Origin of the sequence: Sphaerisporangium corydalis (assembly GCF_025506355.1) — a bacterium.
GTDB lineage: Bacteria > Actinomycetota > Actinomycetes > Streptosporangiales > Streptosporangiaceae > Sphaerisporangium > Sphaerisporangium corydalis.
The window spans coordinates 60,512-84,819 of sequence record NZ_JANZYP010000016.1 but is presented as its reverse complement, the minus strand read 5'-3'; the positions used below and the strand labels follow the sequence as shown (position 1 = coordinate 84,819).

Here is a 24,308-nt window from a genome sequence, read left to right as displayed (position 1 = left end):
ACACCAGGCGCTTCCACGGGCCGTTCACCACCTCGGCGTCGACCAGGCGGCCGGGAACCAGCGGGGCGGGCAGCCGGCTGCGATGGGCCAGCACGTCCGGCAGCGCCTTCATCGCCTCCAACACGGGCACACCCTCGGCGTTCGCACCAAAGGTGATCACCTCGGGCAGCACCTTCAAGAACCCCGACACGGTGGTGTAGCGGCCGACCAGCTCGGCCCGCCAGTCGTCGGGATCGGCGGCATCCGCCGGCGGCACACTCTCGTTCACCAGCACCAGCGCGGCCCGCAGGTCAGCGCGGGAGATGACCGTCTCGATCGCCTCCCACACCTCCGCGACCCGTACCTCCTCTTCCGGCCCGCCCCAGCCGTCGGAGGAAAACAGCGCCTCCACCGCGACCGCCAGCCGAGCGGAGGCCTTGGCGAGCTTGGGGCCCCTCGATCTCCGCCATCTGCTCCAGCGCCTTGACGATCGTCGGGCCGGAGGCCCGTGGCGGCACCCCCTTGCGCCACCGCTCCAGATCCGACACCCGCGACCCCGGCGGCACCTCCAGCAACTGGTCCAGGACGTACCGCTGACCGACCGTCAGCAGCCCCTCCAGCGCGCCCCACAGCCGCTTGGTCGTGTCATCGCGGACCCTCGCGACCAGCCGAGCCAGCGTGGTCACCCCCGGCAGCAGCACCTTCCGCTCCCGCAGCCACCCCACCCCGTCGGTGAAAATCGCCTTCGGGCCGTCGCCCGATGTCCACGACCGGGCCGCCACCCACGCCACGAACTCCGGCTCGACCGAGGCGAAGTCCTTCCACTGGTAAACCTGCCGAATCTCCTGCTGATGATCGAACGGCGTCGGTCGCCGCTCGGTGTACCGCTTCACCTGCGACGGGTCCTTAACCCCCAGCTGCTCAGCCACGAACTGGCCGTTCGGTTGCTGCTCAAGGCCCTACACCGATACGCACGGTGCATCGATCGTGGGCTTCGCGTTCTCGCACTTGCTGGACTTCAAGCTGCTGCCCCGGCTGAAGAACGTCGGCTCGGCCCGCCTGTACCGGCCAGGCCTGGCCGAGGGCGAGGCCTGGCCGCGGCTGGAGGAGGTGCTGTCGGCAAAAACATCGACTGGGAGCTGATCGCCAACCAGTACGACCAGATGATCAAGTACGCGACGGCGCTGCGGCTGGGCACCGCCGAGGCCCACCAGATGCTACGGCGCTTCACCCGTGGCGGCCCCAAGCACCCCACCTACCGTGCCATCGAGGAACTCGGCCGGGTGATCCGCACCATCTTCATCTGCGACTACCTGGCCGACGAAGAACTGCGCCGCGAGATCGGTGAGGGCCTCAACGTGGTGGAGAACTGGAACTCGGCCAACAAGGACATCTTCTACGGCAAGGCCGGCGACCTGACCGGCGACGACCGCGAACACGTCGAGGTCTCCGCCCTCGCCCTTCACCTGGTCCAGGCCGCGATCGTCTACCTCAACACCAGGATGGTCCAGATCGTCCTGGCCGAGCCCCGATGGCAGAAGAAACTCACCGATGCTGACCGGCGCGCCCTGTCGGCTCTCTTCTGGACCCACCTGAACCTGTACGGCAAGTTCGAGCTCGACATGAGCAAACAGCTCGACCTCGGACCGGGCCTAGAGGTGCAACGTCCCACCTGATCCACTCTGAGTGGCGAATGACCTGGTGCGGTCCTTCCACGACCAAATCAATAACCGGATCAGCGCCTGGTCCAGCCCCTACCTCAGGGCAGGTGAAGGACGACGTATCTTCGCGTTCCATCACCAGCCTGTAACCACGAGCCTGCAGTTCGGCGACGTCGGCCCGTTGTTCCTCAACCGACTTAAAGATCGGTTGGCGCGAGGCCACGTCGGCCACGACCCAGGGAGCACGGCGTGGCATCGGCCGCCACATGACCACCTTGGCCCTGGCCGAGAGGTTCGGCCCGACCTGATTGGCGGCCTCGACCAAGGCCCCGTCAGGAACAACCGCAACCGCCGCAGCAGCCGCGTCCTCGCGTGCGCCGCCTTGATACCAAGACGGATCGAAAACATCGCAGAGGGAAGACCGCCACACAAGCGCCAGCAGCAGCAACATTGTCTGCACCTTGACGCCCGGCGAGGTGAGCACAGACAGGACATCAAAGGGACGGGTGAGGAACCGGGTGACGACCTCCCCCGGACCTGCTCCGAGGCCGCTGTAATACCAGTAGGGGTCCAGCCAAGGTAAGCCCAAAAGCCGCAACACAAGATCAACAACACTGCGGCCTGCACGATGAGGGGGACTTTGTCGAGCTTGGCCCAGCAGGCAAGCTTTCTGCTGGGCTTGCTGTATCGCGAAGGCAGGTGTGCGTCACATAGGCGCGTACACGGCATGCGTTATAGGGTTGACCTGCGGAAACGAAGTGTTGATCTTTGTGTGTCGCGAACGATCGTTATCTAGAGTCTGCGGGTGGGAAGCGCGGTCTGGCCTGGCGCTTCACATCCTGGACGTGTCCTCGCCAGGAGCGTGGCGCCAGTAGCGCACGAATGTCCCGTCTCAGTCTCAGGGGCGACGGTAGTCGAGGCGGTGGATGGCGTAGGCGCGGATGGCGGCTGCCAGCCATGGGGGAAGGTGGCGATCTTCGGCCCCCACGACGCCTCGCTGCTGGGCGTCGCCCTCGATCAGGTCAGCGAGAGCGTGGTAGGCCGCGGGATCGACGGGCCACATGGCATGGACGGCTTCGTAGTGCTCCGCAACGATGTCGAGCGCTTGTGGTGAGGCGGGGTCGACGCCGGACTGACGTGTGCGGGATAGGCGGCCGTAGAGCTCCCGGCCGTCGGCCGCTGCCTGGTCGTAGTCGCTCCTGGTCCAATGTGCCGTGCGAGCGGCCGCGATCTGCAGGGTGCTGGCGGCAGCGTCTCCGAATCGTTCCTGAAGGGTGGCGGCAAGTTGTGCTCGTCCCGCGTCCAGTCCCCGGAAGAACTCCTCATCAGGCAGGCGGTCCTGGCCTTCGAGGTCGTCCAGGGTACGGACGATCGTGGCAGCGATCCGGTCGAGGCGGTCCCGTTCAGCGGTAACGAGCATCAGGTGGCGACGCAGCGCGGAGGCTTCGCCGTCATCTCCCGCGAGAATGGCGTTGATCTGCGGAAGCGAGACATCGAGATCGCGCAGCAGCAAGATGCGCTGTAACCGGCGCAGCTGGCTCCGGCCGTACCAGCGGTAGCCGTTGGAGGAAACAGCTGCCGGGGCGAGCAGACCGATCTCGTCGTAGTGCCGCAGGGTCCGGGCTGAGACGCCGGCCATCTTGGCGACATGGCTGATCGAGTACTGCACAACCCAACGGTAGCGGATTGACCCTCTCGCTACGGCAACTTCTACCGTCGCCTGTATGAGTGCAGCACAACCCTTCGTCATCAAGGCCGACCGCATCTTCGATGGGACGGCAGTTCTTACTGGAACGCACGTGCGTGTTGATCGGGGTCTGGTCGATGCGATCGGCGGGCAGGAGGTCATTCGAGCGGGAGATGTGGTCATCGACGGCGAGGGCGGGACGCTGCTGCCCGGTCTCATTGACGCGCACGTGCACCTGGCGCCGGAGTGCACCGTGCTCGCCGCTCAGTTCGGCGTGACGACTCTCGTCGACCAGTTCTCCAAGCCGGACCTCATCGCGGCTGAGCGCGCGGCGGTGCTCACCGCTCGCCGTGGCGACGGATCTGCGCGCGCGGACTTCGTGACCTCGAGCATCGGCGCGACCGCCCCGGGAGGACATCCCACGATGGCGTACTCGCCCATCCCCTATGTCACGGGGCCGGGTGATGCAGAGCCCTTCGTGGCTGGGCGGGTGGCCGAGGGCGCAACGCACCTGAAGGTGATCTACGACGACGGGTCTGGGGCGATGCTGGACATCCCGGCCCTGGATGAGGCGACGATCCTCGCCCTTGTCCAAAGCGCGCATACCGCTGGGCTGCCGGTCGTCGCTCATGTCTCGACGGGCGAGGGGGCAGCACTCGTTGCCCGGTGTGGGGTGGACATGCTCGCGCACGTGCCGTTCGTCCCCATGAGCCAGACGCAGCTGGACGAGGTGGCCACGGCCGGACCGGCTATCATCGCGACCTTGTCGATTTCGGACGGCTTCCCCGTGCGCCCGGGGGTGATGCCGCTGCGCGAGGACGTCCCGCTCGATACCCAGCTGACACCGGCCTGGCGCGAGGTACTCGACACCCAAGCCCGGCGTTGGATGCCACCCACCGGGCCGGACCTGGGTGCGGCCGCTACCAACGTGCGTGAACTGGCGCGGCGCGGCTGTGCGATCCTCGCCGGAACGGACGCTCCCAATCCCGGCCTGGTCTACGGCGCCAGCCTCCACCGGGAGCTTCACCACCTGGCTACAGCAGCCGGCCTCGGTCCCGCCGACGCCCTGCGCGCTGCAACCTCCCTGCCGGCGCGCTTACTCGGCCTGCACGACCGCGGAGTCCTTGGCCCAGGCAAAAGGGCAGACATCGTGCTCGTGGAAGGAAATCCCCTCGACGTCATCGCTGACACCGCCCGCGTGCGCCGGACATGGGTCGAGGGGCGAGCCGTGGACCTCGCGGGCTACGAGGGCGGCCCCAGTGAGTCCGCGACCATCAAGTGGCTGTCCAACTCCCAGGCGAAGATCCTTGCGGCCATCACTGAGATGTGGCCGGAGTTCGCCGCTGCCGCAGGCCTGGGCGAGCCGATTGAGCCCACCGGCGAACCTCAGGTCGACGATGCTCTCCACGGGCTCATGAACCCCGACCGTGATGTGCGCCAGGCCGCGGCCCTCGACCTCGGCAAATTGGCCGACCCTGCCGCCGCTCCGGCGTTGGTGGCACGGTTGTGGTCCGAGCAGGACTTCTTCGTGCGCGACACGCTCTCCTGGGCGGTCACCCGCGTCGCGGAGGCAGCCGCACCGCTTCTGCTGGACGCTCTGGCCGGGGCCGATACTGCTTCGCGCGTGCAAGCGCTGCATGTCCTGAGCAAGATCGCGGACCCAGCGACCACGAACGCTATCGTGCCGCTGGCAGCAGACGATGACCCCGATGTGGCGGCCAAGGCCAGGTGGACACTCACCCGCATCGGTGATCCCCGAGCCATTCCGACCCTGGCAGCGCATCTGGGTACCGGCGACAGCACAAGTCAAAACGGCCTCACCCGCGATCTTGCATCCTTCGAGCGCGCCGCTGTGCCATGTCTCGTCACGGCACTGGCCAGCGACGGGGCACCAGTGCGGCGCCACGCCGCCGAGGTGCTCGGCTTCATCGGTACGGGCGCGGAAGGTGCCACCGATGCCTTGGCCGAGGCGCTGCAGGACACCGACGAACAGGTTCGCCTCTCGGCGGCCATGGCCCTGTACGAACTGCGCACTCCGACAGCTCAGGTGGTCCTCTCCCGCCACACTGAGGCGGACGATCCGCGACTCCGTGCGATCGCGAACCGCGCGCAGTCCAGAACGGAACGCACGAGATGACCACGCCACCACGTCCTAAACGGGCGGGCAGGGGCCTCGACGCTCGCACAGGTGAGATCACGCGTCTGGCAGCCATCCTCGCAACGCACGCTGACAAGAGTCCAAGCATCCTCCGGCGTTACATCACGTTGCTGCCCGACGGTGTGGCAGCTCTGGAACTCCTATGGAATGACCTCGCGCGCTGTCCCACGACGCCCGCCCGTGGATGGCGCACCGGCTGGAACGAACCCCTCGCAGACGAGGAGATTCGCCACCTCCTCTACCTCCTCGTTCAGTTCGGAGGATGGCAGCGGGTCAAGGCGTGCAGCATCAGTCACTGTGGCCGCCCGTTCCTGGACGCCAGCAACGCCAGCAATCGCCGCGCATGCTCCCGCCACATCCGTGGCGCAGCGAAGCGAGGCCAGCGGAGTGTTTCCAGCTCCACATGAGAGATCTATCTGTCCAGCGGGTGCTCTGGCCGGTCGATGCCGTGGAGTCATGGACGGTGCTGGACGGTGACGGCGCCCCGGTGCCTCCTATCGAGCGGGTACCTCGCGTACTTGACCCGGATCGAGCGGTCGCCCAACACGGTCAAGGCCTACGCCCACGACTTGAAGGGCTGGTTCGTGTTCCTCGGCGGCCAGGACCTGGACTGGCGTGAGGTGCGGCTGGAAAACGTCGCAGAGTTCGTCGCCTGGCTGCGCCGCCCGCCTGACCTGCGCGACGAGACGGTCCCGGTCCTGCCGTCGGTGGAACACCACTGCAGTGAGGCGACGGTCAATCGCAAGCTCTCCGCGCTCAGCGCGTTCCACCAGCACGCCAACTCCGCAGCACGGCGACACGGCACCCACCTGCATCGAACGGTCAGTGGCGATAAGACGGGCCCGCCGGGCTCCTTGACGTCACTGGCCGTTCCGATGCTGCTCAACCCCGGTCTCGGTTACCGCCTACGGTTGCGACAGACTGAGGAGATGACCGAGGTGCGACCCGCTCCGACCTCGCCTGGTGCGGCTCTGCGCTGGGCTATCAAGACCCACACCTCGTGTGGCCCGAAGATCAAGCCTGGTGCCTGGCCTGCGAGGTCGACGAGGAGATCGAGTTCACCGTCGGATGTTCCGTCGAAGCGTCCCAAGCTCTGACCAAAGCCCTGCCCGGTGCTGTTCGACGAGTGCACTACGGAGAGCCGGCACCGATGTACCGCGACCCGGCCTAGCAGGCCCAGTACTCCCGAAGCTGCGCCGAGCCGCAAGGTAGCTGAAAGTAATCGTCTTCACGCTCTGCGATCGCCTCAGGCTTCAAATAACGACACGCCTTCCTGACCGCCGGGGACACCCTGGTGGTGCCCTCCCTGGACCGCTACGGCCGCTCGCTGGTCGACCTGATCGCGATGGTCGGCGAGCTGCGCCGCCGCGAGATCGGCTTCACCTCTCTGCACGAGAACCTCGACACCACCACCCCGGGCGGGCGCCTGGTCTTCCACGTCTTCGCCGCGCTGGCCGAGTTCATCCGCGAGCTGATCGTCGCCGGCACCCGCGAGGGCCTGGCCGCCGCGCGGGCCCGCGGCCGCATCGGCGGACGGCCCACCGTGATCACACCGGAGATCATCCGGGCCGCCCGGGACCTGCTGCCCAACCCCGAGCACTCGATCACCTCGATCGCCAAGCTGCTCGGCGTCAGCCCGGGCACGCTGTACAACCACATCCCCGACCTGCGCGAGCTGCGTGCCGGCCGGGCCGCGACTGCGCTGGAAGCGGGCGGCCGGTGATACGCACGCCGTATCGGGCCAAGGGCGCGCTGCCGAGGCAGGCCGGACCGTTCGGTGTCCGCCCCGAGCCGACCCCGGATCCTGACGCACCGGACCACGCCTCGGAGAATCCGGCCTCGGCTTGGACCGCGAGCCGTCACTTCTCAGGGGCCCTGACCAGCGCTATTGGCCCTTTCCAGCGTACTTGGTCTGCCCCCCATCACCGATCACTGAGCAGGGCTCGGGCTTCACCTTCGTCACGAAGAGTTACTTTGCCCCTGGTGACGTCAACCCGAGCGCCGGGCCAACCAGATGTTGGTGGTCAGGACGGTGGCGACGGCGCGTAGTGGTGGGCGAGGTCGGTGGCGAGGTCGCGGAGGTGAGCCCTGGCTTCGGTGGGGCCGTGCACGGTGATGGCGCTCCCGAACGGCAGCAGTGCTCGCACGTCCTCCAGATGCAGGAAGCGGATCGTCACCTTGTGGCCGGTGGCGGATTCTTCATCGTCGTCCCGGACGAGATGGAGGCCAAAGATCCGTTGCGCTCGCTCGATCTGGGTCTGGTCGATGGTGGCGCTGACCTCCATCCCGTGGTCGTGTTCCCACTGAGCGGTGAGCGCTGCGGCGACGGTGGCCAGGGTCTGGCTCTCGCGGAGCCGTCGTGGCCGGTCGACTTCCTTCCACGTGGTGATCCGTTCGAGCCGGTACATCCGTGGCACCCGGGCACGGTCGGCGACGAGGTACCAGATGCCGGCCTTGGCGAACAGCCCGTAGGGATCCACGACAAGCTCGCGTGGGCATGACTCGCGTGGGCTGTCGTACTCGATCCGCAGCCGGCGGCCTCGCCGCACCGCGCCGAGCAGCGAAGCCGGAGTCGTGCCGGAAGCTCGTGCCTGACGCCAGGGACGGCTGTCCACGTGCACCACGTCGGTGAGCGGCAGGAGCTCATGAACTCGACGTGGCCGTGTAGCGGCGATCTTGGAGAGCGCGCGCCGGCTTTCGACCGATGCGTCGAGCTCCGCGCGTTGCCTCTCATCCAGCCCGATGAGCGAGAGATGATCACGCTCGCCGGGCGTGAGTCGCGTGAGGTCGAGCCCGGACCCGGGCGGCATGGTCACGCCGCCGAGGCGGCCCCGGTGCGCGGTCACCGGCATACCGGCGTCGCGGAGCCAGTTCAGGTCCCGGGTGATGGTTCGGAGGGAAACCCCGAGCGCCGAGGCGAGTTCCTGTGTGGTCGCACCATCCCTCGACTCGAGGAGCAGCATCAGGGCGAAGAACCGGTCCGGGGTCACCCACCAAGTTTTCCAGGAAATTGCGACACGATGCGGCGCATATTCCGGCCAGGCTGGTGGATGCGTACCTACCACCTGTGAGAAGGAACGACCATGACCACATCCGTCGTGTCCATCGTCTACGTGAACGACGCCCCCGCCGCAGCCCGTTTCTACGGCGACCTCCTCGGCATGAGCCCCTCGTTGGAGACCCCGGGATACATCACCTTCGACCTCGGGCCAGGCGCCGACCTCGGTCTGTGGTCCGGCCAGTTCGAGGATCTGTCGCCGGACGTCCCGCGCACCAGTGAGGTGTGCCTGGCCATCGGCGGTGGACGACCCGACGAGATCAACGCGATCTTCAAGCAGTGGCGGTCCAAGGGGGTCACGATCCTGCACGAGCCTCACGATGCGGGGTTCGGGCCGACCTTCCTCGCAGCCGATCCTGACGGGAACCGTATCCGGGTCGCACCGAAGGACTGAAAGGGCAGAATGCGGCAGGCGCGCACCTCAGGTGTCGCGCCTGCCGTTGTCACTGTTGCTCAAGCCCCGAGAGGTGGCCTGCCCGCTAGAGGGCCGGTTCGGGGTCGGCCGGGAACAGGGAGCGGTCAGGGACGGGCAGCCAGTGACCCGGGCCGGCGAGCGGGCGGTAGTGATCCGTGATGTGCGCGACGAGCAGCGGAAGCGACGGGTGCCGGTTCGCCTCGTGCCACATCAGGGACCAGGGGTACACCGGCGTGGGATCGGTGACCGTGACCTCCACGACGTCGGGCGAGACCGGGTACTGCCTCTTGTTGCCGAACGTGATGAGCTCCGGCGAGGCCGCCACCCTCTCCGCGATGTGGTCACGACCGAAGAACGGGCCGGAACTGTCGATCCGGACGCCGAACTCGGCGCTGAGAAGCCGGTAGTAGTCCGCCCACTCGCTGTCGCCGGCGTTGCCCGGCATCCACGCGGTCAGACCCGACAGCTCCTCCATCCGCACACGCTCACGCCTGGCGAGCCGGTGCCGGCGGCCCACCAGAATGGGGATCGGTTCCAGGCAGGCCGGGACGCGCGCGATCCCCGGCGGCAGGACCCCCGTGGCGCGGCCGAACGCCGCGTCCACCGAGCCGCCGGTGAGCGCCGGCGCCCGTGGGACGGCACCCCGGGAGACGACGATCTCGACGTCGGCGTCACCGCCCTCGTAGAACGCCCGGACCATGTCGATCGAGGCGGAGTCGCGCCCGAGCACGTCGACGCGCAGAGGGCGGCGGCGTGCCCGGAGCATCGCGGCGGCCTGGTCGGCCAGGCTGATCAGCGCCCGGGCGTGCGGGAGGAACGCCTCGCCGTCCGCCGTCGGCCTGACCCCGGTGCGGGACCGGACCAGCAACGGCGCCCCCAGGTCACCCTCCAGTTTGGCGATGCGCTTGGACACGGCCTGCTGGGACATGCCCACGCGCGCGGCGGCGTCAGTGAACCGCCCGTCCTCGACCACGTCGAGGAACGTCCTGATCGCCCCGAGGTCCAGCTCCATGAACAACTCCCGGTCGTCTTCCGCGTCGTGCCGGCCGCTGGACATCGTGGCGCAGAACCCGGCCGGTCGGCGAACCCGCCGGCCGACACGGCGTTCACCGGCCGCCGCGCTCAGTCGCCGGCCAGGGTCCCGCCCAGAGGGGTGCGCTCGTAGCGCACGGACCGGCCGGTCCGCGTCCGCGTGACCAGCCCGGACTCGCGCAGCACGGCCAGATGGCCGCCGACCGCGCCCAGGCTGAGACCAAGCTGGCGGACCAGCTGCGTGGTCGTCGCCGGCACCGCGAGCGCCCGCAGCACCTGCGCGCGGTGCGGGCCGACCAGCCGCGCCAGCGCCGCCGCACCGCCCTGCGGGGGCGGCGGCCCGAGCAGGTCGGCGACGCCGCGCGCCGGATACACCAGGGCGTACGGCCAGGGCGGCTCGACGTAGCTGATGAGGGTGCCGAAGACGGTCGGCATCAGCAGCAACCCCTCGCCGCCCAGCCGGTGCCGCTCCCACACGTTCCGGGGGCCGGTGCGCACCTCGATCACACCGTCGGCCCCCTCCGAACGCCAGCCCACCCGTGGATCCAGATCGGACAGCGCCGCGGCCCAGCCGTACATGGCCAGATCCCCGGCGCGGTGCACCAGGTCCCGCTCCAGCACCGTGCGCAGCCTCGGCCAGTCGGGCTCGACCAGCGCGTGCCAGGTCGCCTCCATCGCGTCAGCAAGCCGGGTGAGCACGTCCGGGGCGGCCAGGATGTCCTGGACGTGACGCGGCGGCGTACGCAGCCCGACCAGGTTGCGGGCGATCTCCGCGCGAACCTGGCGCGGCGGGGTCGCCCGCACCACGGCGAGTTCGTCGGCGAAGTCGCCGCCGAGGCCCGAAGGCGGCGGGTGAATGAAGTCGGCGTTGTAGGCGCCCCGGCGGAACAGCGTCGTCAGCGCCTCGACCGCGGGCGTCTCGCCGAGTAGCCGCGCGTACCTCGGCGCGACGCGCTCCGCCCAGGGGCGCAGCGGCCCGGCCGGCTGCTTGCCCGCCGCGACCCGCAGCGCGTTCATCGCCTCACCCAGCGGCGAGATCGCGTAGCGGGTGCGCGCCACGTCGACCGGCCCCACCTCGATGGCCAGCATCTTTCGCCTCCACCCGAAAGCCTAACGCCTCCGCCGACACCACCCCGAGACTGGCCCGCGTGACGACACCTCCTCCCGCACCCCCGAGACCGGCTCGCGTGACGACACCTCCGCCGACACCGCCCCGGGACCGACCCGCATGACGACGCCCCCGGCCGGACCACCCCCGGGACCGGCCCGCGTGACGACGCCCCCGGCCGCGCCGGCGCGGGCCACCTACCGCGAGGTGTTCGCGGTAGGCCAGTTCCGCGTCCTGTTCACCGGCTACACGCTCTACCTCGGCGGCGAGACGGTGAAGATGCTCGCCCTCTCGGTGACCGTCTACGCCGGCACCGGCTCGCCCCTGCTGGCCGCGCTGGCCTACGTCGCCGGCTTCCTGCCCTACGCCCTCGGCGGCACGCTGCTGCTGGCGTACGCCGACCGGTGGCCGCCGCGAGCGGTGATGGCCGGCTACGACCTGGTCCGCGCCGCGGTGGCCGCCGTGCTCGCCGCCGGGCCGCTCTCCCCCACCGCGATGCTGGCGCTGGTGTTCGTCACCGGCGTCCCCGGCGCGGTCGCCTCCGCCGCGCGCACCGCGCTGCTGCCCGAACTGCTCGACGGCGACCGGTACGTGCTCGGCCGGGCCGTGTTCTCCATGGCCGCGGGCGGCACGCAGGTGATCGGCTTCGCCGTGGGCGGGATGCTGATCGCGGCGCTCGGCCCGCAGGGCGCGCTCTGGATCACCGTGGCGAGCTGCCTGCTGTCCGCCACGCTGCTACGCCTGCGCCTGGCCGAACGCCCGCGCCGCGCCACCACCGCAGGCACCGCCACCGCCACCGCCACCGCCACCGGCGCAGGCGCCGGGTATGCGGTACGCCAGACCTGGCGCGTCAACCGCGAACTGCTGCGCCGGCCGGAGATCCGCTCGCTGCTGCTGGCCCAGTGGCTGCCGCCCGCGCTGGTGGTCGGCGCCGAGGGCGTGCTCGTCCCGTACACCGCCCAGATCGGCACGCCGGACGCGGCCGGGCCGCTGTTCACCGCCGTGGCGCTCGGCATGCTCACCGGCGACCTCGTGATCGGCCGGCTGCTCACCCCGCGACGAAGGGAACGGCTGGCCGGGCCGCTGGCGCTGCTGCTCGGCGCGCCGCTGCTCGGGTTCGCGCTCTCGCCCGGGCCGGTCATCGCGGCACTGCTGCTCGCCGTGTCCGGGTTCGGCGTCGCGTACCAGCTGGGGCTGGCCCGGCGCTTCCTCACGTCGGTGCCGGAGGCGAACCGGGGCCAGGCCTTCGGGCTGGCGCTGACCGGGACCATGACGGCGCAGGGGCTGTTCGCGGCCGGCGGCGGGGCACTGGCCGAGGTGGCCGCGCCCGGCCTGGTCGCCGGCGCGGCCGGCGCGGCCTCCCTGCTGGCCGTACTGTGCCTCTGGCGCATACTCACGCCGCCGAGCGCGTAACAAGCGCCGCCGAGCGTGTAACAGCGCCACCGCCTGTCACCAGTACGCCCACGGTGTCACGGCCGGAGCCGTGGATGAGCGGAGCGGTGGATGAGCGGAGCGGTGTCAGCCGAGGTCCCGCAGGGCCGGCACCGCGGCGGCCAGGGTCGCCACCTTCTCGCCGCTCCACGGACCGGAGGTGATGACGATCACGTGGTCGATGCCGAGCGCGGCCATCCCGGCGCAGCGCCTGACGAAGTCGTCCGCCGGCTCGCCGTCGCCAAGGCGGGTGCTCAACGTCGTCTCGATCTCCGCACGGCGGCGCCCGACGTCGGCGCAGTGCCGGGCGAGCACGGCCAGCTTGTGCCCGACGGTGCGGCCGCCGTCGGGGATGTCGAACAGGTTGCACGCGTCGGCGTATTCGGCGACCAGCCGCAGTGTTCGGCGTTCCCCTGTGCCGCCGATCAGGATGGGCGGACGACGCCCGGGCCGTGGGCTGACGGCCGGACGTCCCAGCCGGTAGTGCGTCCCCTCGAACGGGGAGTCGTCGCCGTCCCACATCCTGAACGCGATGCGGATCGTCTCCTCCAGCCGCTCGAACCGCTCCCCCACCGCCGGCATCGGCAGCCCCAGCGCCGTCGCCTCCCCCTCGTGGTACCCGGCCCCCACACCGAGCCAGGCCCGGCCGCCGGTGAGCGCGTCGAGCGTGGTGACGGCCTGGACCAGCAGCGCCGGCGGCCGGAAGGTGACCGCGCTCACCATGGTCCCGATCCGCAGCCGCTCGGTCCTCGCCGCGAGGAACCCGAGAGTGGTGTACGCCTCCAGCATCTCGCTCTCGTGCGGCCCGGCGGTCGGATCGGCCTGCAGAAGGTGGTCGGAGACCCACAGCGTGTCGATGCCGCCGTCCTCGGCCGCGCGGGCCAGGCCCATCAGCTCGTCGCGGAGCTTCGCGGGCCCGCTCGGCCAGGAGTAGTTGGTCACGCCGATGCTGAGCCGCATGTCAGTCGCCCTCGCCCGGCCGCGCACCGGGCCTGGGGCGCAGCGGTCCGATGGTGATGCCGGCCACCAGCCAGCGATCCGCCGGACGCACGGCGAAGAGCGTCAGCCGGAAGCGGCCGTTGTTCTCCCCTCCGTGGAAGCGGGTCTCCTGCGCGTCCACCCCGACGACGACCGCCGCCGCCGGACCGTGCTCGTGCACCTGCGGGTCCTCGATCCGGAACTTGCTGTTGGTCAGGCCGTTGCCGAACCGTGCGAGCCACTGCTTCCGGTTCAGCACGAACCCCAGCGGGCCGACGCCGACGAAGTCCTCGGCGAGCACCTGGCCGAGGAGCTCGGGGTCGTTGGCCTCCTCGGCCTGGGCCCACCGGTGCGCCAGGTCCAGGACGTGGTCCGTGGTGCTCATCGCTCATCATCTCCAAACTCTCGGGGTCACCCTTAAGATAGAGCGACTATGAAAATAATGCTACTCTACGAATGTGGGACTCAGGGAGATCAAAAAGGAGCAGACCAGGCGTCTGCTCGTGGACACGGCCAAACGCCTGTTCGCCCAACGCGGGTTCGACAAGGTGCGGGTCGCCGAGGTCGCGCAGGAGGCGCAGGTCTCCGAGGCGACCGTGTTCAAGTACTTCCCGACCAAGGAAGACCTGTTCTACTCCGGCCTCGACGAATTCGGCGATCGGCTGGTCACGGCCGTCAGGACCCGCGAACCCGGCACCTCGGCCCTCGCCGGCTGCCGCGACTTCCTCCTGAAGATGAGCGGCGGCCTGCTCGCCCAGATCGAGCACGGCGACCAGGAGTCCTACGAACGGCTGCGGACGATCAACCGGGTGATCTCCGCCAGCGCCGCGCTCCAGGCCAGAGAACGGCAGTCCGTCGCCGGCTACATCGACGCCCTCGCCGGCCTGCTCGCCGAAGAGACCGGCGGCTCCCCCGACGACCTCGACGCCTTCGTGGCCGCGCACGCCCTGATCGGCGTCCAGCAGACGATGGTCGCCTACGTCCGCCGCAGGATCCTCGCCGACGACCGGCCCGAGACCCTCGCCGCCGACGTCGGCCGCGTCACCTCCCGCGCCTTCGACCTGCTGGAACAGGGCCTCGGCGACTACGCGATCAAGCGCTGACCGCCGCCGACTACGACCCTGCGCCCGATGGACGGCAGCCAGATGATCATGCGGCTCGGCGTGAATCGTGATCGCCGGGATCTGACGACGCCCCGGCCGTGCCGCGTCACCAGTGGCGCGACGCCAGTGCGGCCAGCCCGGCGCCGGCGGCGTTGAGCAGGACGTCGTCCACAGAGGACACCCGGTCCAGCCGCAGCACGTACTGCGCGACCTCGACCAGGACCGAGCAGCCCGCCGCGAGCGCCAGGACCCGTGGTACCGACGCCAGCGACGCGAACCGCAGCGGGACGAAGAACCCCAGCGCCGCGAACACCAGCAGGTTGCCGACGATCTGGCCCGTCGCCGTCAGCGGCCCTGCGGCCAGGATCGTGAGCAGGTCCCGCACCGGTACCAGGCTCACCCGGCCGGGGACCTCACCGGCCCGGCCGCCCGGCAACATGATCATCCATACCCAGGGCACCGTGCCGTAGACGATGCCGACCTCGGCCAGCGACATCCGCCACGCCGGCGCGGCGCCGGTGACACCCCGGCGGCGTCGCGCCAGGGCCCACACCGTCAGCGCGGCCAGCGGCAGCACGGCGACCGTGAGGAGCACCACACCGGTGAACGTGCCGAGCCAGCCGTGCCACCCCTTGATCACGCCATCCCCGCTTCCGTCCGACCGCGAAATCTACCAGTGGCCCGGGAAAGGGGTCGGGTTGTCCGGGTACGGCGGAGGACGAGCGGTACGTCGCTGCGCGTGCCTCGCCCGTAGGTGAGGATTGGGGTTGCTTTTGAGGGACTTCAGAAAATCAGCGAGCCGCCGCCTTTACATTGTAGATCATGAAACCGGAATGATCTCCTTGCGCGCCCTCGCAGTGGAAGGGACGATTGATCAGTAGCGATTAAGCAGTTCCCGATCGGAATGGTGGGGTTCATGCGAGTCATCGGCGCCGGCTTCGGCCGCACTGGAACGCTCTCCCTCAAGACCGCCCTGGAGCGGCTCGGCCTCGGGCCCTGTCACCACATGATGGAGGTGCTGGAGCGGCCCGCCCAGATCCGCCCCTGGCTCGCGGTGGCGCGGGGCGGGACGGTGGACTGGGATGACCTGCTCGGCGGGTACGGGTCCTGCGTGGACTGGCCCGCCGCCGCGTACTGGCGGGAGCTCGCGGAGTACTACCCCGAGGCCAAGGTGCTCCTCAGTGTGCGCGACGCGAGGAGCTGGCTGGCCAGCCTGGAGGCCACCATCCTCAAGCAGCGCGCACGGGGCCGCTCGCTGCCCGGCCGGGTGATGACGCGGATCTCGGCCCTGCTGGGCACCGATCTGGCCGCTTTCGTGGAGATGACCGAGCTGACGGTCGACCAGCGGGTGTTCGGGGGCGGGATGCGGGACCCCGAGCGCGCGCTGAAGGTCTTCCAGGCGCACATCGAGGAGGTCACGGCGACCATCCCGGCCGACCGGCTCCTGGTGTACCAGGTCGGCCAGGGCTGGGAGCCGCTGTGCGCGTTCCTGGAGGTCCCGGTGCCCGCGGACCCGTTCCCCCAGGTCAACGACACCGCCAACTTCCAGACCCACAGCAGAAGCCGGTTCGGCTCGCTCATGCTGCACCGCGGCGGCTGAGGGCGCGGGCCTTGGGATCGGAGGGCTCATCGGCGGGCCGCAGGGATCGCCACAGCAGCGCCGCCGCGTAGGACCGGTACGGTGCCCACCCGGCGCCCAGGTCGCCTACCCGGGTCACGGTGGGTGGCCGGTCGAGGTTCCAGGCCTGCTGGACGGCGCGGCGGACGCCGCCGTCGCCGGCGGGCAGGACGTCGGGCCGGTGCAGCTGGTGGATGAGGAAGGTCTGCGCCGACCACGGGCCGATGCCGCGCACCGCGGTGAGCGCGGCGATCACCTCGGCGTCGTCGAGCGCGCCCATGTTCTCGATGTCGACGAGCCCGCTCACCTGCCGCTGGGCCAGGTCGAGGAGGTAGCCCGCCTTGGCCCGCGACAGGCCGCATTCACGCAGCCGCCCGGCCCCCAAGGCGATGACGCCCTCCGGGGCGGGGACGGCGCCGGTGGCCGCGGCGACGCGGTCGAAGACGGTGAACGCCACGGTGGCGGAGATCTGCTGCCCGACGATGTGCAGCGCCATCGCGGCGAAAAGGCTCGACCCGGTACGGCCGCCGTCGTGCCACTCGAAGGGGTCGGGCCGGCCGTACTCCCCCAGCAGGCGCGCGAAGATCGGCTCGCGCCCGGCGAGGTGGCGGTAAGCGTGCTCGAACCGCCCGACGGTGACTCCCGCGCCGCCGTCCGCTACGAGCGCCACCGCCGGACGAGCTGGGCGGCCAGGCCCGGCAGGTCCGGGGCGACGATGGTGGGGCGCGGCAGGGAGTCGATGGGCAGCGGCGCGTTGCCGGGCCGGGTGATCAGGCCGGCGGTGTAGCCGGCGCTCTGGGCTCCCACCGTGTCCCAGACGTGGCAGGCGACCATGAAGCAGGCGGACGGCGGCACGGCCAGCTCCTGGGCCACCAGGTGGTAGACCTGCGGGGCCGGCTTGTAGGCGCGGACCGTCTCGATGGTGAACTGCCGCTCGAAGAAGCGAGCCAGACCGGCGTGCTCCAGCGGGCTCTGACCGTGCGGGTTGGACGGCGAGTTGGTCAGCGTGACCAGGCGGAACCCGGCGTCCTTGAGGTCGGCCAGGCCCTCTTCCACGTCGGGGTGCGCGGGCATGGTCAGCATCGCCTGCCGGATCCGCTCGACGTCGTCGTCGGTGACCCGCACCCCGTGGATGTCGCCGACCATCTTCAGCAGCCCCTGGCCGAGGGTGAAGTACCCCTCGTAGAGGCCCGACAGGGTGATCGTCATCGAGTACATGATCAGATGGCCCAGCCACTCGCGCAGGACGCGCTTGTCGCCGAAGATCTTCTCGAACAGCGGGTTCATCGACTCGAAGTCGATCAGCGTCTCGTTGACGTCGAACACCAGCACCGAAGGCTCTCCGCCGATCCAGCCGGCGCCGTTCGACCTCCGCTGGTCCACGGCCGTCGCCAGGTTGCGGTTCATCGGTCTCCCCTCCCTCGCGTTGAACGATCATCGGGATGTCGCCGGGGGGTCCTTTCCGACGGTAATCGCGGAATGCTTCGACGGCGGCCGAATTGATCCGGGTTTAACCCTGACATATCGGACAAATGACATCTCGGACACGGGCGGAGACACCGGCCGCGACTGTGCGCTGAGGCCGGGCCCTACGCCCGGGAGCCGGTGAGGGACGCCGGCCACAGGTGGTGCAGGACCTGGCGGAGCCGCGTGCGGAACACCTGGTCGGTGATCCTGCCGGTGACGTCGAACTGGACCAGGGCCGGGGACAGGGTCGCGTCGGCGCAGTAGACCGAGGCGCCCGCCGCCGCGAGGTGGGCCTGGAGACGGGTCTGGGTCCACATCGACTCGTAGGGGCGCAGGCACGCGGTCACCACGACGACCGGCACGCCCAGCAGGATCGTCCCGCCGTACTGGGAGGAGATCCACTCCAGCGTGTGGACGAGCTGCGGCGGCAGGACGCTGTACGCCGGGGCCGTGACGAGCATGCCGTCGGCCTCCGACAGCGCCTCGCAGAGATCGGCCACCGGGCGCGGGAGCGGCAGGCCGTCCTCGAAGGGCGGCACGTCCGCCAGGCCGTCCCAGATCTCGAACTCCACCGGGGCGGGCAGCTCCAGTGCCGAGGCCTCGAGAAGCCGCCGCACGTACGCCTTCGGGAGAAGACTGCCCGCGATCCCCACGACCTTCATGCTCGATCCCCGTCCCTGCCGCGGCGGCGCGGCACCCCGATGTCCGAAGCCAGGTGTCCTGTGCGGCCTGGTCACCGTCGCGACGGCTCCGGTGCCGGCCCCCACCCGACGACCGCTGCCCAGCAGAACGGGTTCCGAACATGGATCCCCCGCCAAGATCTCGGCCGCGCCGCGGCGGCGGGCCGCGTGTGTACCGTCTGCGGCATGACGAAGCTGGCGTTCTCCACCCTGGGCTGCCCGGGGTGGCCGCTCGAACAGGTGGCGTCGATGGCGGCCAGGACCGGCTGGCCGGGGCTGGAGCTGCGCTCGGCGCCGGACGAACCGGTCCACCGGGGGCTCACTGCGGCGGGCCGGAGGGCGGCGCGGTCGGCGCTGGCCGGTGTGACGGTGCTCTGCGTCGCCTCCTACGTGAAGGTGGCGGCGCCGCCCGGCCCTCCCGGCGGGCCCGGTGTTCTTGGGGCGGGCTTGGGGAACGGAGGGGCGGGGTCCGGGGACGAGGAGGTGGAGGCCGGGGACGAGGAGGTGGTGTCCGCCCTGCTCGCCGAGGCCGAGCTGGCCCGCGATCTCGGCGCCGCGGCCGTCCGGGTCTTCCCCGGCGGCCAGGGGGACGGTCAGGACGACCGGCGCGCGGTCCGGCGGCTCCGCGCGGTGGCCCCCAGGCTGCCCGACGGGGTCGAGGTATGGCTGGAGACCCACGACTCCCACCCGAGGGGACGCGACGTCGCCCGCGTCCTGGCCGAGGTGGGCAGCCCCCGGGTGCGGGCCATCTGGGACGCCGCCCACCCCTGGCTGGCCGGGGAGACCGTGGCCGAGACGGCGGCGGCGCTGGCGCCGTGGCTGGCGCACGTCCAGGTCAAGGACCGGGCGTCGGTGGCCGACCCGACCCCGGTGCCGCTCGGCGACGGCGTCCTGCCGCTGCGCCAGGTGCTCGCCGCCCTGCGCGAGCTCGGGTACGGCGGGTGGGTCAGCCTGGAATGGGAACACAAGTGGCATCCCTCGGCGACATCACTCGAACACGCGCTCCAGGCGGGCCGGGCGTGGCTTGGCCACCCCGATCCTGGGTGAACGGCAACCCCCCTGACACGACCTCTTGCCCTGATGTGGTCGACTGCTATAGGGGGATTTTGATGGTTGCTCGGTGGCCGGTGAGGTCCCGGCTCACGTTGTACGCCGGAGTGGTGGCGGCCGTACTGTCCGCCCTGCTCGCCACGGTGCTCATGGTCGCCGTCCAGCGCCTGGCCACGGAGTATCTCACCGAGGAGGTCAACGCCACCGCCGGGCGGATCGCCGGGGAGATCGACCGTGGCGTGGTACGCACCCCCATCCGGCACGGCCTGATCGGTTTCCTCCAGGTGGTGGACCCGGCGGGCACGGTCGTCGCGTCCTCGGCGGAGATGCGCGGCCGCCCCGCCATGGCGCGTTTCACCTTCACCGGCGGGAAGAACGACGTGACCTCGGTCGTCTGCGGCCCCGCCTTCCCCGGGAACGGATGCAACATCGTGGCGGGCCGGCTGGTCTACCGCATGGACCGGCCCTGGAACGTCTACGCGGCGGCGCCGGTCGTCCCCATCCTGGTCCACCCGATCCTGGCGAGCCTGGTGATCGGCGGCGCGGCCCTGCTCACGGTGGTGCTCACCTACGGCGCCTACCGCGTCGTGACCGCCTCGTTGTGCCCGGTGGAGGCCATCCGGTCGGAGCTGGACGAGATCAACGCCACCTGCCCGGGGCGCCGGGTGCCGGTCCCCAACAGCGAGGACGAGATCCACGACCTGGCCGAGAGCGTCAACCACACGCTGGGGCGGCTGCAGGGGGCCATGGAGCAGCAGCGCCGCCTCGCCTCCGACGCCTCGCACGACCTGCGCAGCCCGATCACCGCCATGCGGGCCGAGGTCGAGGACGCGCTGATGGACCCCTACGACCACGACTGGCCGGCGACGGGCCGTGCCGTGCTCGGGGGCCTGGACCGGCTGCAGGCGATCGTGGCCGACCTGCTGACCATCGCCCGGCTGGACGCCGGGGCGCCCTGCGCGTACGACACCGTCGACCTGGGCGAGCTGGTCACCGCGGAGATGCAGATCCGCCGCCCGGTCAAGGCGCTCGAATGCGACCTGGAGCACGGCACCCTGGTCCAGGGTGACCGGCTGCGGCTGGCCCGGCTGGTCACCAACCTGGTCGACAACGCCGAGCGGCACGCCGACGACACGATCAAGATCAAGGTGTACCGCGACGTCTCCGCGCGGACCGCGCTGCTGGAGGTCCTCGACGACGGCGGCGGCATCGCCCCCGACAAGCGCGAGCTGGTGTTCCAGCGGTTCACCCGGCTGGAGGCGGCCCGGCACAGGGACGAGGGCGGCACGGGGCTCGGCCTGCCGATCGCCCGGCAGATCGCGGAGATGTCGGGCGGCACCCTGACCATCGGCGAGAGCGCACGGGGGGCGCGCTTCGTCCTGCGCCTGCCGCTCGCCCCCGGCCCGGTCCCCCCCGACCGCCTGGGCTGAACCCGCGCCCCGGGGGGCGTCCGGGCGCCGGGCCGCGTGTTCGCGATCCCGGCGGGCGGGACGATCGGGTCCAGGTCGTGGTCTCCGGCGGGCGGGACGTCCGGACCGGTGATCGGGTCCCATGGTCGCGATCTCCGGCGGGCTCCGCCGGGGGCCGGGCATCGGCATCCGCTCCCGGGCGATCGTCCGCCCGGCCGGGGGTCATCCGTCCTCGGGGTCGTCCTGGGCCGGGATGAGGGGCCGCACGTCCTCGACCTCCTCCTTGAACCGCCCGAGCGAGGAGGTCACCGAGCGCGTGGCGGACTCCACGGTGTCGCCGAGGCCGACCATCAGGCCGGTGAGCTGGGCCTCGAACACCACGTCGGCGTTCCACGGGTCGATGAGGTACTCGCCGAGCTCCAGGGTGACCAGGCCGTGGATCGCGGTCCACAGCTGGTGGGCGACGAGCTCGGCGTCGCCGACGCGGAACCGGCCGGCCGTGACGCAGCGGGTGGCGCACTCCACGATGGTGCTGAGGGTGAACCGGCCGTACTGGCGGTCCTCGGCGGTGAGCGAGAACCCGGCCAGTGAGGCCCCGCCGAACATGACGGCGTACAGGTGGGGGTTGGTCAGCGCGTTGTGCCGGTAGGCCCGCCCGAACAGCGTCATGTCGGCCACGGGGTCGTCGGTGTGCAGGACGTGGGAGAAGTAGGCCTCCATGCGGGCGAACCCCTCGTACACCATCTGCCGCACCAGGCCGCTCATCCCGCCGAAGTTGGTGTAGACCGCCATGGTCGAGCTGCCCGCCTCGGCGGCGATGCGCCGGGCCGACAGGGCGTCGGGACCCTCGTCGGCCAGCAGCCCGGCGGCGATGTCGACGAGCGTGGAACGCGTCCGCGGGTTCGATCGGCGTGGACTCACCTTGACAGTATGGCATAACACCGTTATTTTTTTACATAACGCTGTTATGCCAGACCCGTCATGCCTCACAAGGAGGTGCTCGGAATGACCGTCACGGAGCACAAGGACCCGCTCGGAGCGCTCCCGTACGGCGACCTGCCGCACGACGGGTCGCCGTACGTCGACGGCGTGCTGCCCGCCGGTCTCGACGGCACCTTCGTCCAGGCCGGCCCGCATCCGGCCGCCTCCGCGCGCCCGTACCTCGTGACGGGCCGGGCCCTGATCTCCGGCGTGCGGCTCGGCGGCGGCACCGCCCGGTGGCACAAGGCGACCGAGGGGTCCGGCGGCGAGCGCCTGGGCCAGCCGCCCGGCCCGGCCATCTGGAACCGGGCCGAGGGGCCGGCCGACCCGCCGCTGGACGGCCCGAGCCGGGCGAGCGTCGCGCCGCCGCTGCGCGACCGCGAGGGCGACTGGCACACCATCGCCACCTACCCCGGCCTGGACGTCGCCGAGCACCTGGTCATCGGCCCCGGCGGCGGCGTCCGCGCCGCGCGGCCGTTCGTGCTGGACGGCGCGCCGCTCATGCGGGCGGTAGCGCTGACCGAGCGGTTCGTGGTGGTCTTCGACCTGCCGGTCACCTACCGCCGAGCGGCGGCCCTGGTCGGCACCGGCTCCCCCTACCGCTGGCGATCCGGCCGCCCGGCGCGCATCGGCCTGCTCCCCCGGCGGGCGGCAGGACCTGCCGAGCCCGTCTGGTTCCCGGTGTCCCCCTGTTTCGTGTCCCAGGCGGTGAACGCCTACGAGTCCGGGCACCGCGTCGTCGTGGACGCGGTCCGGCACGACCGCGCTTTCGACACCCCCTCGGGGGACCTCGGCGGCGTCTCCCAGGCGCACCGCTGGACGCTCGACCTGTCCACCGGCACGGCGGGCGAGCGCCCGCTGACCGGCCCGGTCGAGTCGGCCGGGGTGGACACCCGGCTGGCCGGGCGCGAGCACCAGCTGATCTTCGGCTGCGCCGGCGGCGGGCGGGCGATCGTCGGCCACGACCTGGCGGCGGAGGTCACCCAGGTGCGCGAGCTCGGTCCCGGCCGGCGCGCCGGGCGGCCGGTGTTCGTCCCCCGGGGCGTCGCCGAGGGCGACGGCTGGCTCCTGGTCATGACGCAGGACGCCGCCAGGCACCGGAGCGAGCTGCTGGTGCTGGACGCGCTCAACCTGGCCGGGCGGCCCGAGGCGGTCGTGCGCCTGCCGGTCGTCCTGCCCGCCGCGCACCACACCACCTGGGTCCCGGCCCACCACCGGTAGTGCCGACAATTCGCATCGTCTTGACAATTAAAGTGTTCGGTGGGATCGTTGGGAACACGCTGGCAACGGCCCGCCGGCGCCGAGACAGGAGTTGCGAGATGCCACACGAGTTCGAACTGCGCAAGCAGGTGACCCTGAAGGCGACGCCTGAACAGGTCTGGGAGGCGATCGCCACCGGCCCGGGGATCGACTCGTGGTTCATGGGCCGCAACGAGATCGAGCCCCGCCAGGGCGGCGCGACCCGGCAGTACTTCGGCGACGTGCCCGTGGAGGCGACCGTCTCCGCCTGGGAGCCGGCGCGGCGGTTCGCGTTCCGCAGCGACCCCGCCCAGGACGGGTCCTTCATGGCGTTCGAGTACCTCATCGAGGCGCGCGGGCAGGGCACCACGGTGCTGCGGATGGTGCAGAGCGGCATCCTCGGCGACGACTGGGAGGCGGAGTACGACGGCCTGAGCCGGGGCTGGGACATGTACCTGCACACCCTGGGCCAGTACCTCACCCACTTCCAGGGGCGCCACGCGGTCGTGGTGTTCGCCCTTCGGCCCGGCGAGGCCGGGCACGGGCCGGCCTGGGCGGCGCTCGAGCGCGGGCTCGGGCTCACCGGCCCGGTCGCGCGGGGCGAGCGCGTGCGGCTCACCCCCGACGGCTTCGGCCCCATCCAGGGGGTCGCCGACTACGTCCTTCCCGACTTCCTCGGCGTGCGCACCGGCGACGGCCTGTACCGCTTCATCCGGGGCACGCACGACACGCTGGTGGTGGGACACCACCTCTTCGCCGACATCGACGCCAAGCGGGCCGAGCAGGACTGGCAGGACTGGCTCGACGCCCTGGACGTCTGAAGGCCCCTCCGACCGGAGCCGGGCGGCAGCGACTCGACCGTGGTCGCCCGGTTCCCTCCAACCGCCGTGTCCCTCACACCTCGGTGTCCACCACGTTGACGATCGGCCGCACCTCCATGGCCCAGTACTTGGCGTCCGGCCAGCGGGCGGCGATCTCGGTGGCGCGGTCGACGTCCGCGGCGTCGACCACCAGATAGCCGGCCAGTTGCTCCTTGGCCTCGGCGTACGGCCCGTCGGTGGTCGCCGGGACCCCGTTCCGCACCCGCACCGTCCGGGACATGGCCGGATCGGCCAGCGCCGCGCCGCCGACCCACTCCCCCGAGGCGGTCAGCTCCTCGACGATCGTGTCCACCTCGGCCATCAGCCCCTCACGCTCCGGATCGGGCATGGCCGCGAGCGCGGCGGGGTTGTTGTAGATCAGCAGCATGTACTT

26 protein-coding genes are annotated in these 24,308 nt (G+C 70.9%); 13 read left to right on the top strand and 13 right to left on the bottom strand.

The features are described from left to right. Positions 1-290: 290 nt before the first annotated feature. Positions 291-908, bottom strand: coding sequence for a DUF4158 domain-containing protein (locus NYZ98_RS14120; RefSeq protein ID WP_262843199.1), 618 nt, complete (start codon positions 906-908; stop codon positions 291-293). Between the two features lie 58 nt (positions 909-966). Between NYZ98_RS14120 and NYZ98_RS14115 the strand changes: the two genes are divergently transcribed. Together NYZ98_RS14115 and NYZ98_RS14110 are read left to right on the top strand one after the other, a co-directional pair. Next, positions 967-1,122, top strand: coding sequence for a transposase (locus NYZ98_RS14115; protein ID WP_262843198.1), 156 nt, complete (start codon positions 967-969; stop codon positions 1,120-1,122). Positions 1,123-1,142: 20 nt separating this feature from the next. Further along, a complete protein-coding gene (locus tag NYZ98_RS14110; RefSeq protein ID WP_262843197.1) occupies positions 1,143-1,655 on the top strand; it encodes a transposase in 513 nt (170 codons plus the stop codon). Between the two features lie 883 nt (positions 1,656-2,538). On the opposite strand, the gene NYZ98_RS14105 is transcribed toward NYZ98_RS14110, so the two are convergent. Next, a complete protein-coding gene (locus tag NYZ98_RS14105) occupies positions 2,539-3,309 on the bottom strand; it encodes a MerR family transcriptional regulator (protein ID WP_262843196.1) in 771 nt (256 codons plus the stop codon). A gap of 55 nt (positions 3,310-3,364) precedes the next feature. Here NYZ98_RS14105 and NYZ98_RS14100 point away from each other — a divergent pair, with 55 nt between their 5' ends. The 3 genes from NYZ98_RS14100 (at position 3,365) to NYZ98_RS14090 (ending at position 7,208) form a co-directional block, all read left to right on the top strand. Continuing rightward, a complete protein-coding gene (locus NYZ98_RS14100) occupies positions 3,365-5,464 on the top strand; it encodes a HEAT repeat domain-containing protein (protein ID WP_262843195.1) in 2,100 nt (699 codons plus the stop codon). A gap of 464 nt (positions 5,465-5,928) precedes the next feature. Beyond that, the gene (locus NYZ98_RS14095) at positions 5,929-6,582 is read left to right on the top strand and encodes a site-specific integrase (RefSeq protein WP_262843194.1); all 654 of its coding nucleotides are present in this window, start codon (positions 5,929-5,931) and stop codon (positions 6,580-6,582) included. A 176-nt stretch (positions 6,583-6,758) separates the two neighbouring features. After that, a complete protein-coding gene (locus NYZ98_RS14090) occupies positions 6,759-7,208 on the top strand; it encodes a recombinase family protein (protein WP_316249566.1) in 450 nt (149 codons plus the stop codon). Positions 7,209-7,509: 301 nt separating this feature from the next. On the opposite strand, the gene NYZ98_RS14085 is transcribed toward NYZ98_RS14090, so the two are convergent. Further along, positions 7,510-8,475, bottom strand: coding sequence for a helix-turn-helix transcriptional regulator (locus NYZ98_RS14085; RefSeq protein WP_262843193.1), 966 nt, complete (start codon positions 8,473-8,475; stop codon positions 7,510-7,512). A gap of 93 nt (positions 8,476-8,568) precedes the next feature. Between NYZ98_RS14085 and NYZ98_RS14080 the strand changes: the two genes are divergently transcribed. After that, complete coding sequence (locus NYZ98_RS14080; RefSeq protein WP_262843192.1) at positions 8,569-8,937, top strand: VOC family protein; 369 nt, start codon at positions 8,569-8,571, stop codon at positions 8,935-8,937. An 85-nt stretch (positions 8,938-9,022) separates the two neighbouring features. On the opposite strand, the gene NYZ98_RS14075 is transcribed toward NYZ98_RS14080, so the two are convergent. Together NYZ98_RS14075 and NYZ98_RS14070 are read right to left on the bottom strand one after the other, a co-directional pair. Next, complete coding sequence (locus NYZ98_RS14075) at positions 9,023-9,970, bottom strand: LysR family transcriptional regulator (RefSeq protein WP_262843191.1); 948 nt, start codon at positions 9,968-9,970, stop codon at positions 9,023-9,025. A gap of 110 nt (positions 9,971-10,080) precedes the next feature. Next, positions 10,081-11,079 carry an ArsR/SmtB family transcription factor gene (locus NYZ98_RS14070; protein ID WP_262843190.1) on the bottom strand — a complete coding sequence of 333 codons (999 nt, stop codon included), beginning with the start codon at positions 11,077-11,079 and terminating at the stop codon, positions 10,081-10,083. A 181-nt stretch (positions 11,080-11,260) separates the two neighbouring features. Here NYZ98_RS14070 and NYZ98_RS14065 point away from each other — a divergent pair, with 181 nt between their 5' ends. Beyond that, complete coding sequence (locus NYZ98_RS14065; RefSeq protein ID WP_262843189.1) at positions 11,261-12,511, top strand: MFS transporter; 1,251 nt, start codon at positions 11,261-11,263, stop codon at positions 12,509-12,511. A 105-nt stretch (positions 12,512-12,616) separates the two neighbouring features. On the opposite strand, the gene NYZ98_RS14060 is transcribed toward NYZ98_RS14065, so the two are convergent. Together NYZ98_RS14060 and NYZ98_RS14055 are read right to left on the bottom strand one after the other, a co-directional pair. Then, positions 12,617-13,489 carry a TIGR03560 family F420-dependent LLM class oxidoreductase gene (locus NYZ98_RS14060; RefSeq protein ID WP_262843188.1) on the bottom strand — a complete coding sequence of 291 codons (873 nt, stop codon included), beginning with the start codon at positions 13,487-13,489 and terminating at the stop codon, positions 12,617-12,619. Between the two features lies 1 nt (position 13,490). Continuing rightward, positions 13,491-13,892: a nuclear transport factor 2 family protein gene (locus tag NYZ98_RS14055; protein ID WP_262843187.1), complete on the bottom strand. Its 402-nt coding sequence runs from the start codon at positions 13,890-13,892 to the stop codon at positions 13,491-13,493. 73 nt (positions 13,893-13,965) lie between these two features. On the opposite strand from NYZ98_RS14055, the gene NYZ98_RS14050 reads away from it, so the two are divergent. Beyond that, a complete protein-coding gene (locus NYZ98_RS14050) occupies positions 13,966-14,610 on the top strand; it encodes a TetR/AcrR family transcriptional regulator (protein WP_262843186.1) in 645 nt (214 codons plus the stop codon). 106 nt (positions 14,611-14,716) lie between these two features. On the opposite strand, the gene NYZ98_RS14045 is transcribed toward NYZ98_RS14050, so the two are convergent. After that, the gene (locus tag NYZ98_RS14045) at positions 14,717-15,250 is read right to left on the bottom strand and encodes a VanZ family protein (protein ID WP_262843185.1); all 534 of its coding nucleotides are present in this window, start codon (positions 15,248-15,250) and stop codon (positions 14,717-14,719) included. A 276-nt stretch (positions 15,251-15,526) separates the two neighbouring features. On the opposite strand from NYZ98_RS14045, the gene NYZ98_RS14040 reads away from it, so the two are divergent. After that, positions 15,527-16,210 carry a sulfotransferase family protein gene (locus tag NYZ98_RS14040; protein WP_262843184.1) on the top strand — a complete coding sequence of 228 codons (684 nt, stop codon included), beginning with the start codon at positions 15,527-15,529 and terminating at the stop codon, positions 16,208-16,210. On the opposite strand, the gene NYZ98_RS14035 is transcribed toward NYZ98_RS14040, so the two are convergent. The 3 genes from NYZ98_RS14035 to NYZ98_RS14025 all read right to left on the bottom strand — a co-directional run bounded on the left by NYZ98_RS14035 (position 16,188) and on the right by NYZ98_RS14025 (position 18,357). Next, positions 16,188-16,898, bottom strand: a complete 711-nt coding sequence (locus NYZ98_RS14035; protein WP_262843183.1) for a DNA-3-methyladenine glycosylase family protein — start codon at positions 16,896-16,898, stop codon at positions 16,188-16,190. The two genes, NYZ98_RS14040 and NYZ98_RS14035, sit on opposite strands and share 23 nt — an antisense overlap. Continuing rightward, a complete protein-coding gene (locus NYZ98_RS14030) occupies positions 16,886-17,635 on the bottom strand; it encodes a haloacid dehalogenase type II (protein WP_262843182.1) in 750 nt (249 codons plus the stop codon). The genes NYZ98_RS14035 and NYZ98_RS14030 overlap by 13 nt, the downstream gene beginning before the upstream one ends. A gap of 182 nt (positions 17,636-17,817) precedes the next feature. Then, positions 17,818-18,357, bottom strand: coding sequence for an NAD(P)H-dependent oxidoreductase (locus tag NYZ98_RS14025; protein ID WP_262843181.1), 540 nt, complete (start codon positions 18,355-18,357; stop codon positions 17,818-17,820). Positions 18,358-18,561: 204 nt separating this feature from the next. Here NYZ98_RS14025 and NYZ98_RS14020 point away from each other — a divergent pair, with 204 nt between their 5' ends. Both NYZ98_RS14020 and NYZ98_RS14015 read left to right on the top strand, forming a co-directional pair. Continuing rightward, complete coding sequence (locus NYZ98_RS14020) at positions 18,562-19,422, top strand: sugar phosphate isomerase/epimerase family protein (RefSeq protein ID WP_262843180.1); 861 nt, start codon at positions 18,562-18,564, stop codon at positions 19,420-19,422. Between the two features lie 62 nt (positions 19,423-19,484). Beyond that, the gene (locus tag NYZ98_RS14015) at positions 19,485-20,855 is read left to right on the top strand and encodes a sensor histidine kinase (protein ID WP_262843179.1); all 1,371 of its coding nucleotides are present in this window, start codon (positions 19,485-19,487) and stop codon (positions 20,853-20,855) included. Positions 20,856-21,056: 201 nt separating this feature from the next. Here NYZ98_RS14015 and NYZ98_RS14010 read toward each other — a convergent pair whose 3' ends face one another. Then, positions 21,057-21,755, bottom strand: a complete 699-nt coding sequence (locus tag NYZ98_RS14010) for a TetR/AcrR family transcriptional regulator (RefSeq protein WP_262843178.1) — start codon at positions 21,753-21,755, stop codon at positions 21,057-21,059. Positions 21,756-21,839: 84 nt separating this feature from the next. Between NYZ98_RS14010 and NYZ98_RS14005 the strand changes: the two genes are divergently transcribed. Both NYZ98_RS14005 and NYZ98_RS14000 read left to right on the top strand, forming a co-directional pair. Beyond that, the gene (locus tag NYZ98_RS14005) at positions 21,840-23,036 is read left to right on the top strand and encodes a carotenoid oxygenase family protein (protein WP_262843177.1); all 1,197 of its coding nucleotides are present in this window, start codon (positions 21,840-21,842) and stop codon (positions 23,034-23,036) included. Positions 23,037-23,134: 98 nt separating this feature from the next. Continuing rightward, a complete protein-coding gene (locus tag NYZ98_RS14000) occupies positions 23,135-23,875 on the top strand; it encodes an SRPBCC family protein (RefSeq protein ID WP_262843176.1) in 741 nt (246 codons plus the stop codon). 73 nt (positions 23,876-23,948) lie between these two features. On the opposite strand, the gene NYZ98_RS13995 is transcribed toward NYZ98_RS14000, so the two are convergent. Further along, the gene (locus NYZ98_RS13995) at positions 23,949-24,302 is read right to left on the bottom strand and encodes a YciI family protein (RefSeq protein ID WP_262843267.1); all 354 of its coding nucleotides are present in this window, start codon (positions 24,300-24,302) and stop codon (positions 23,949-23,951) included. Between the last annotated feature and the right edge of the window lie 6 nt (positions 24,303-24,308).

Bases quoted from the DNA above. Each gene is read 5' to 3' on its own strand.
- NYZ98_RS13995 (WP_262843267.1), bottom strand. From the start codon at position 24,302: ATGCTGCTGATCTACAACAACCCCGCCGCGCTCGCGGCCATGCCCGAT.
- NYZ98_RS14025 (WP_262843181.1), bottom strand. From the start codon at position 18,357: ATGAAGGTCGTGGGGATCGCGGGCAGTCTTCTCCCGAAGGCGTACGTG.
- NYZ98_RS14095 (WP_262843194.1), top strand. From the start codon at position 5,929: ATGCCGTGGAGTCATGGACGGTGCTGGACGGTGACGGCGCCCCGGTGC.
- NYZ98_RS14030 (WP_262843182.1), bottom strand. From the start codon at position 17,635: ATGAACCGCAACCTGGCGACGGCCGTGGACCAGCGGAGGTCGAACGGC.
- NYZ98_RS14110 (WP_262843197.1), top strand. From the start codon at position 1,143: ATGATCAAGTACGCGACGGCGCTGCGGCTGGGCACCGCCGAGGCCCAC.
- NYZ98_RS14080 (WP_262843192.1), top strand. From the start codon at position 8,569: ATGACCACATCCGTCGTGTCCATCGTCTACGTGAACGACGCCCCCGCC.
- NYZ98_RS14100 (WP_262843195.1), top strand. From the start codon at position 3,365: ATGAGTGCAGCACAACCCTTCGTCATCAAGGCCGACCGCATCTTCGAT.
- NYZ98_RS14075 (WP_262843191.1), bottom strand. From the start codon at position 9,970: ATGGAGCTGGACCTCGGGGCGATCAGGACGTTCCTCGACGTGGTCGAG.
- NYZ98_RS14005 (WP_262843177.1), top strand. From the start codon at position 21,840: ATGACCGTCACGGAGCACAAGGACCCGCTCGGAGCGCTCCCGTACGGC.
- NYZ98_RS14060 (WP_262843188.1), bottom strand. From the start codon at position 13,489: ATGCGGCTCAGCATCGGCGTGACCAACTACTCCTGGCCGAGCGGGCCC.
- NYZ98_RS14040 (WP_262843184.1), top strand. From the start codon at position 15,527: ATGCGAGTCATCGGCGCCGGCTTCGGCCGCACTGGAACGCTCTCCCTC.
- NYZ98_RS14055 (WP_262843187.1), bottom strand. From the start codon at position 13,892: ATGAGCACCACGGACCACGTCCTGGACCTGGCGCACCGGTGGGCCCAG.
- NYZ98_RS14020 (WP_262843180.1), top strand. From the start codon at position 18,562: ATGACGAAGCTGGCGTTCTCCACCCTGGGCTGCCCGGGGTGGCCGCTC.
- NYZ98_RS14070 (WP_262843190.1), bottom strand. From the start codon at position 11,079: ATGCTGGCCATCGAGGTGGGGCCGGTCGACGTGGCGCGCACCCGCTAC.
- NYZ98_RS14000 (WP_262843176.1), top strand. From the start codon at position 23,135: ATGCCACACGAGTTCGAACTGCGCAAGCAGGTGACCCTGAAGGCGACG.
- NYZ98_RS14015 (WP_262843179.1), top strand. From the start codon at position 19,485: ATGGTTGCTCGGTGGCCGGTGAGGTCCCGGCTCACGTTGTACGCCGGA.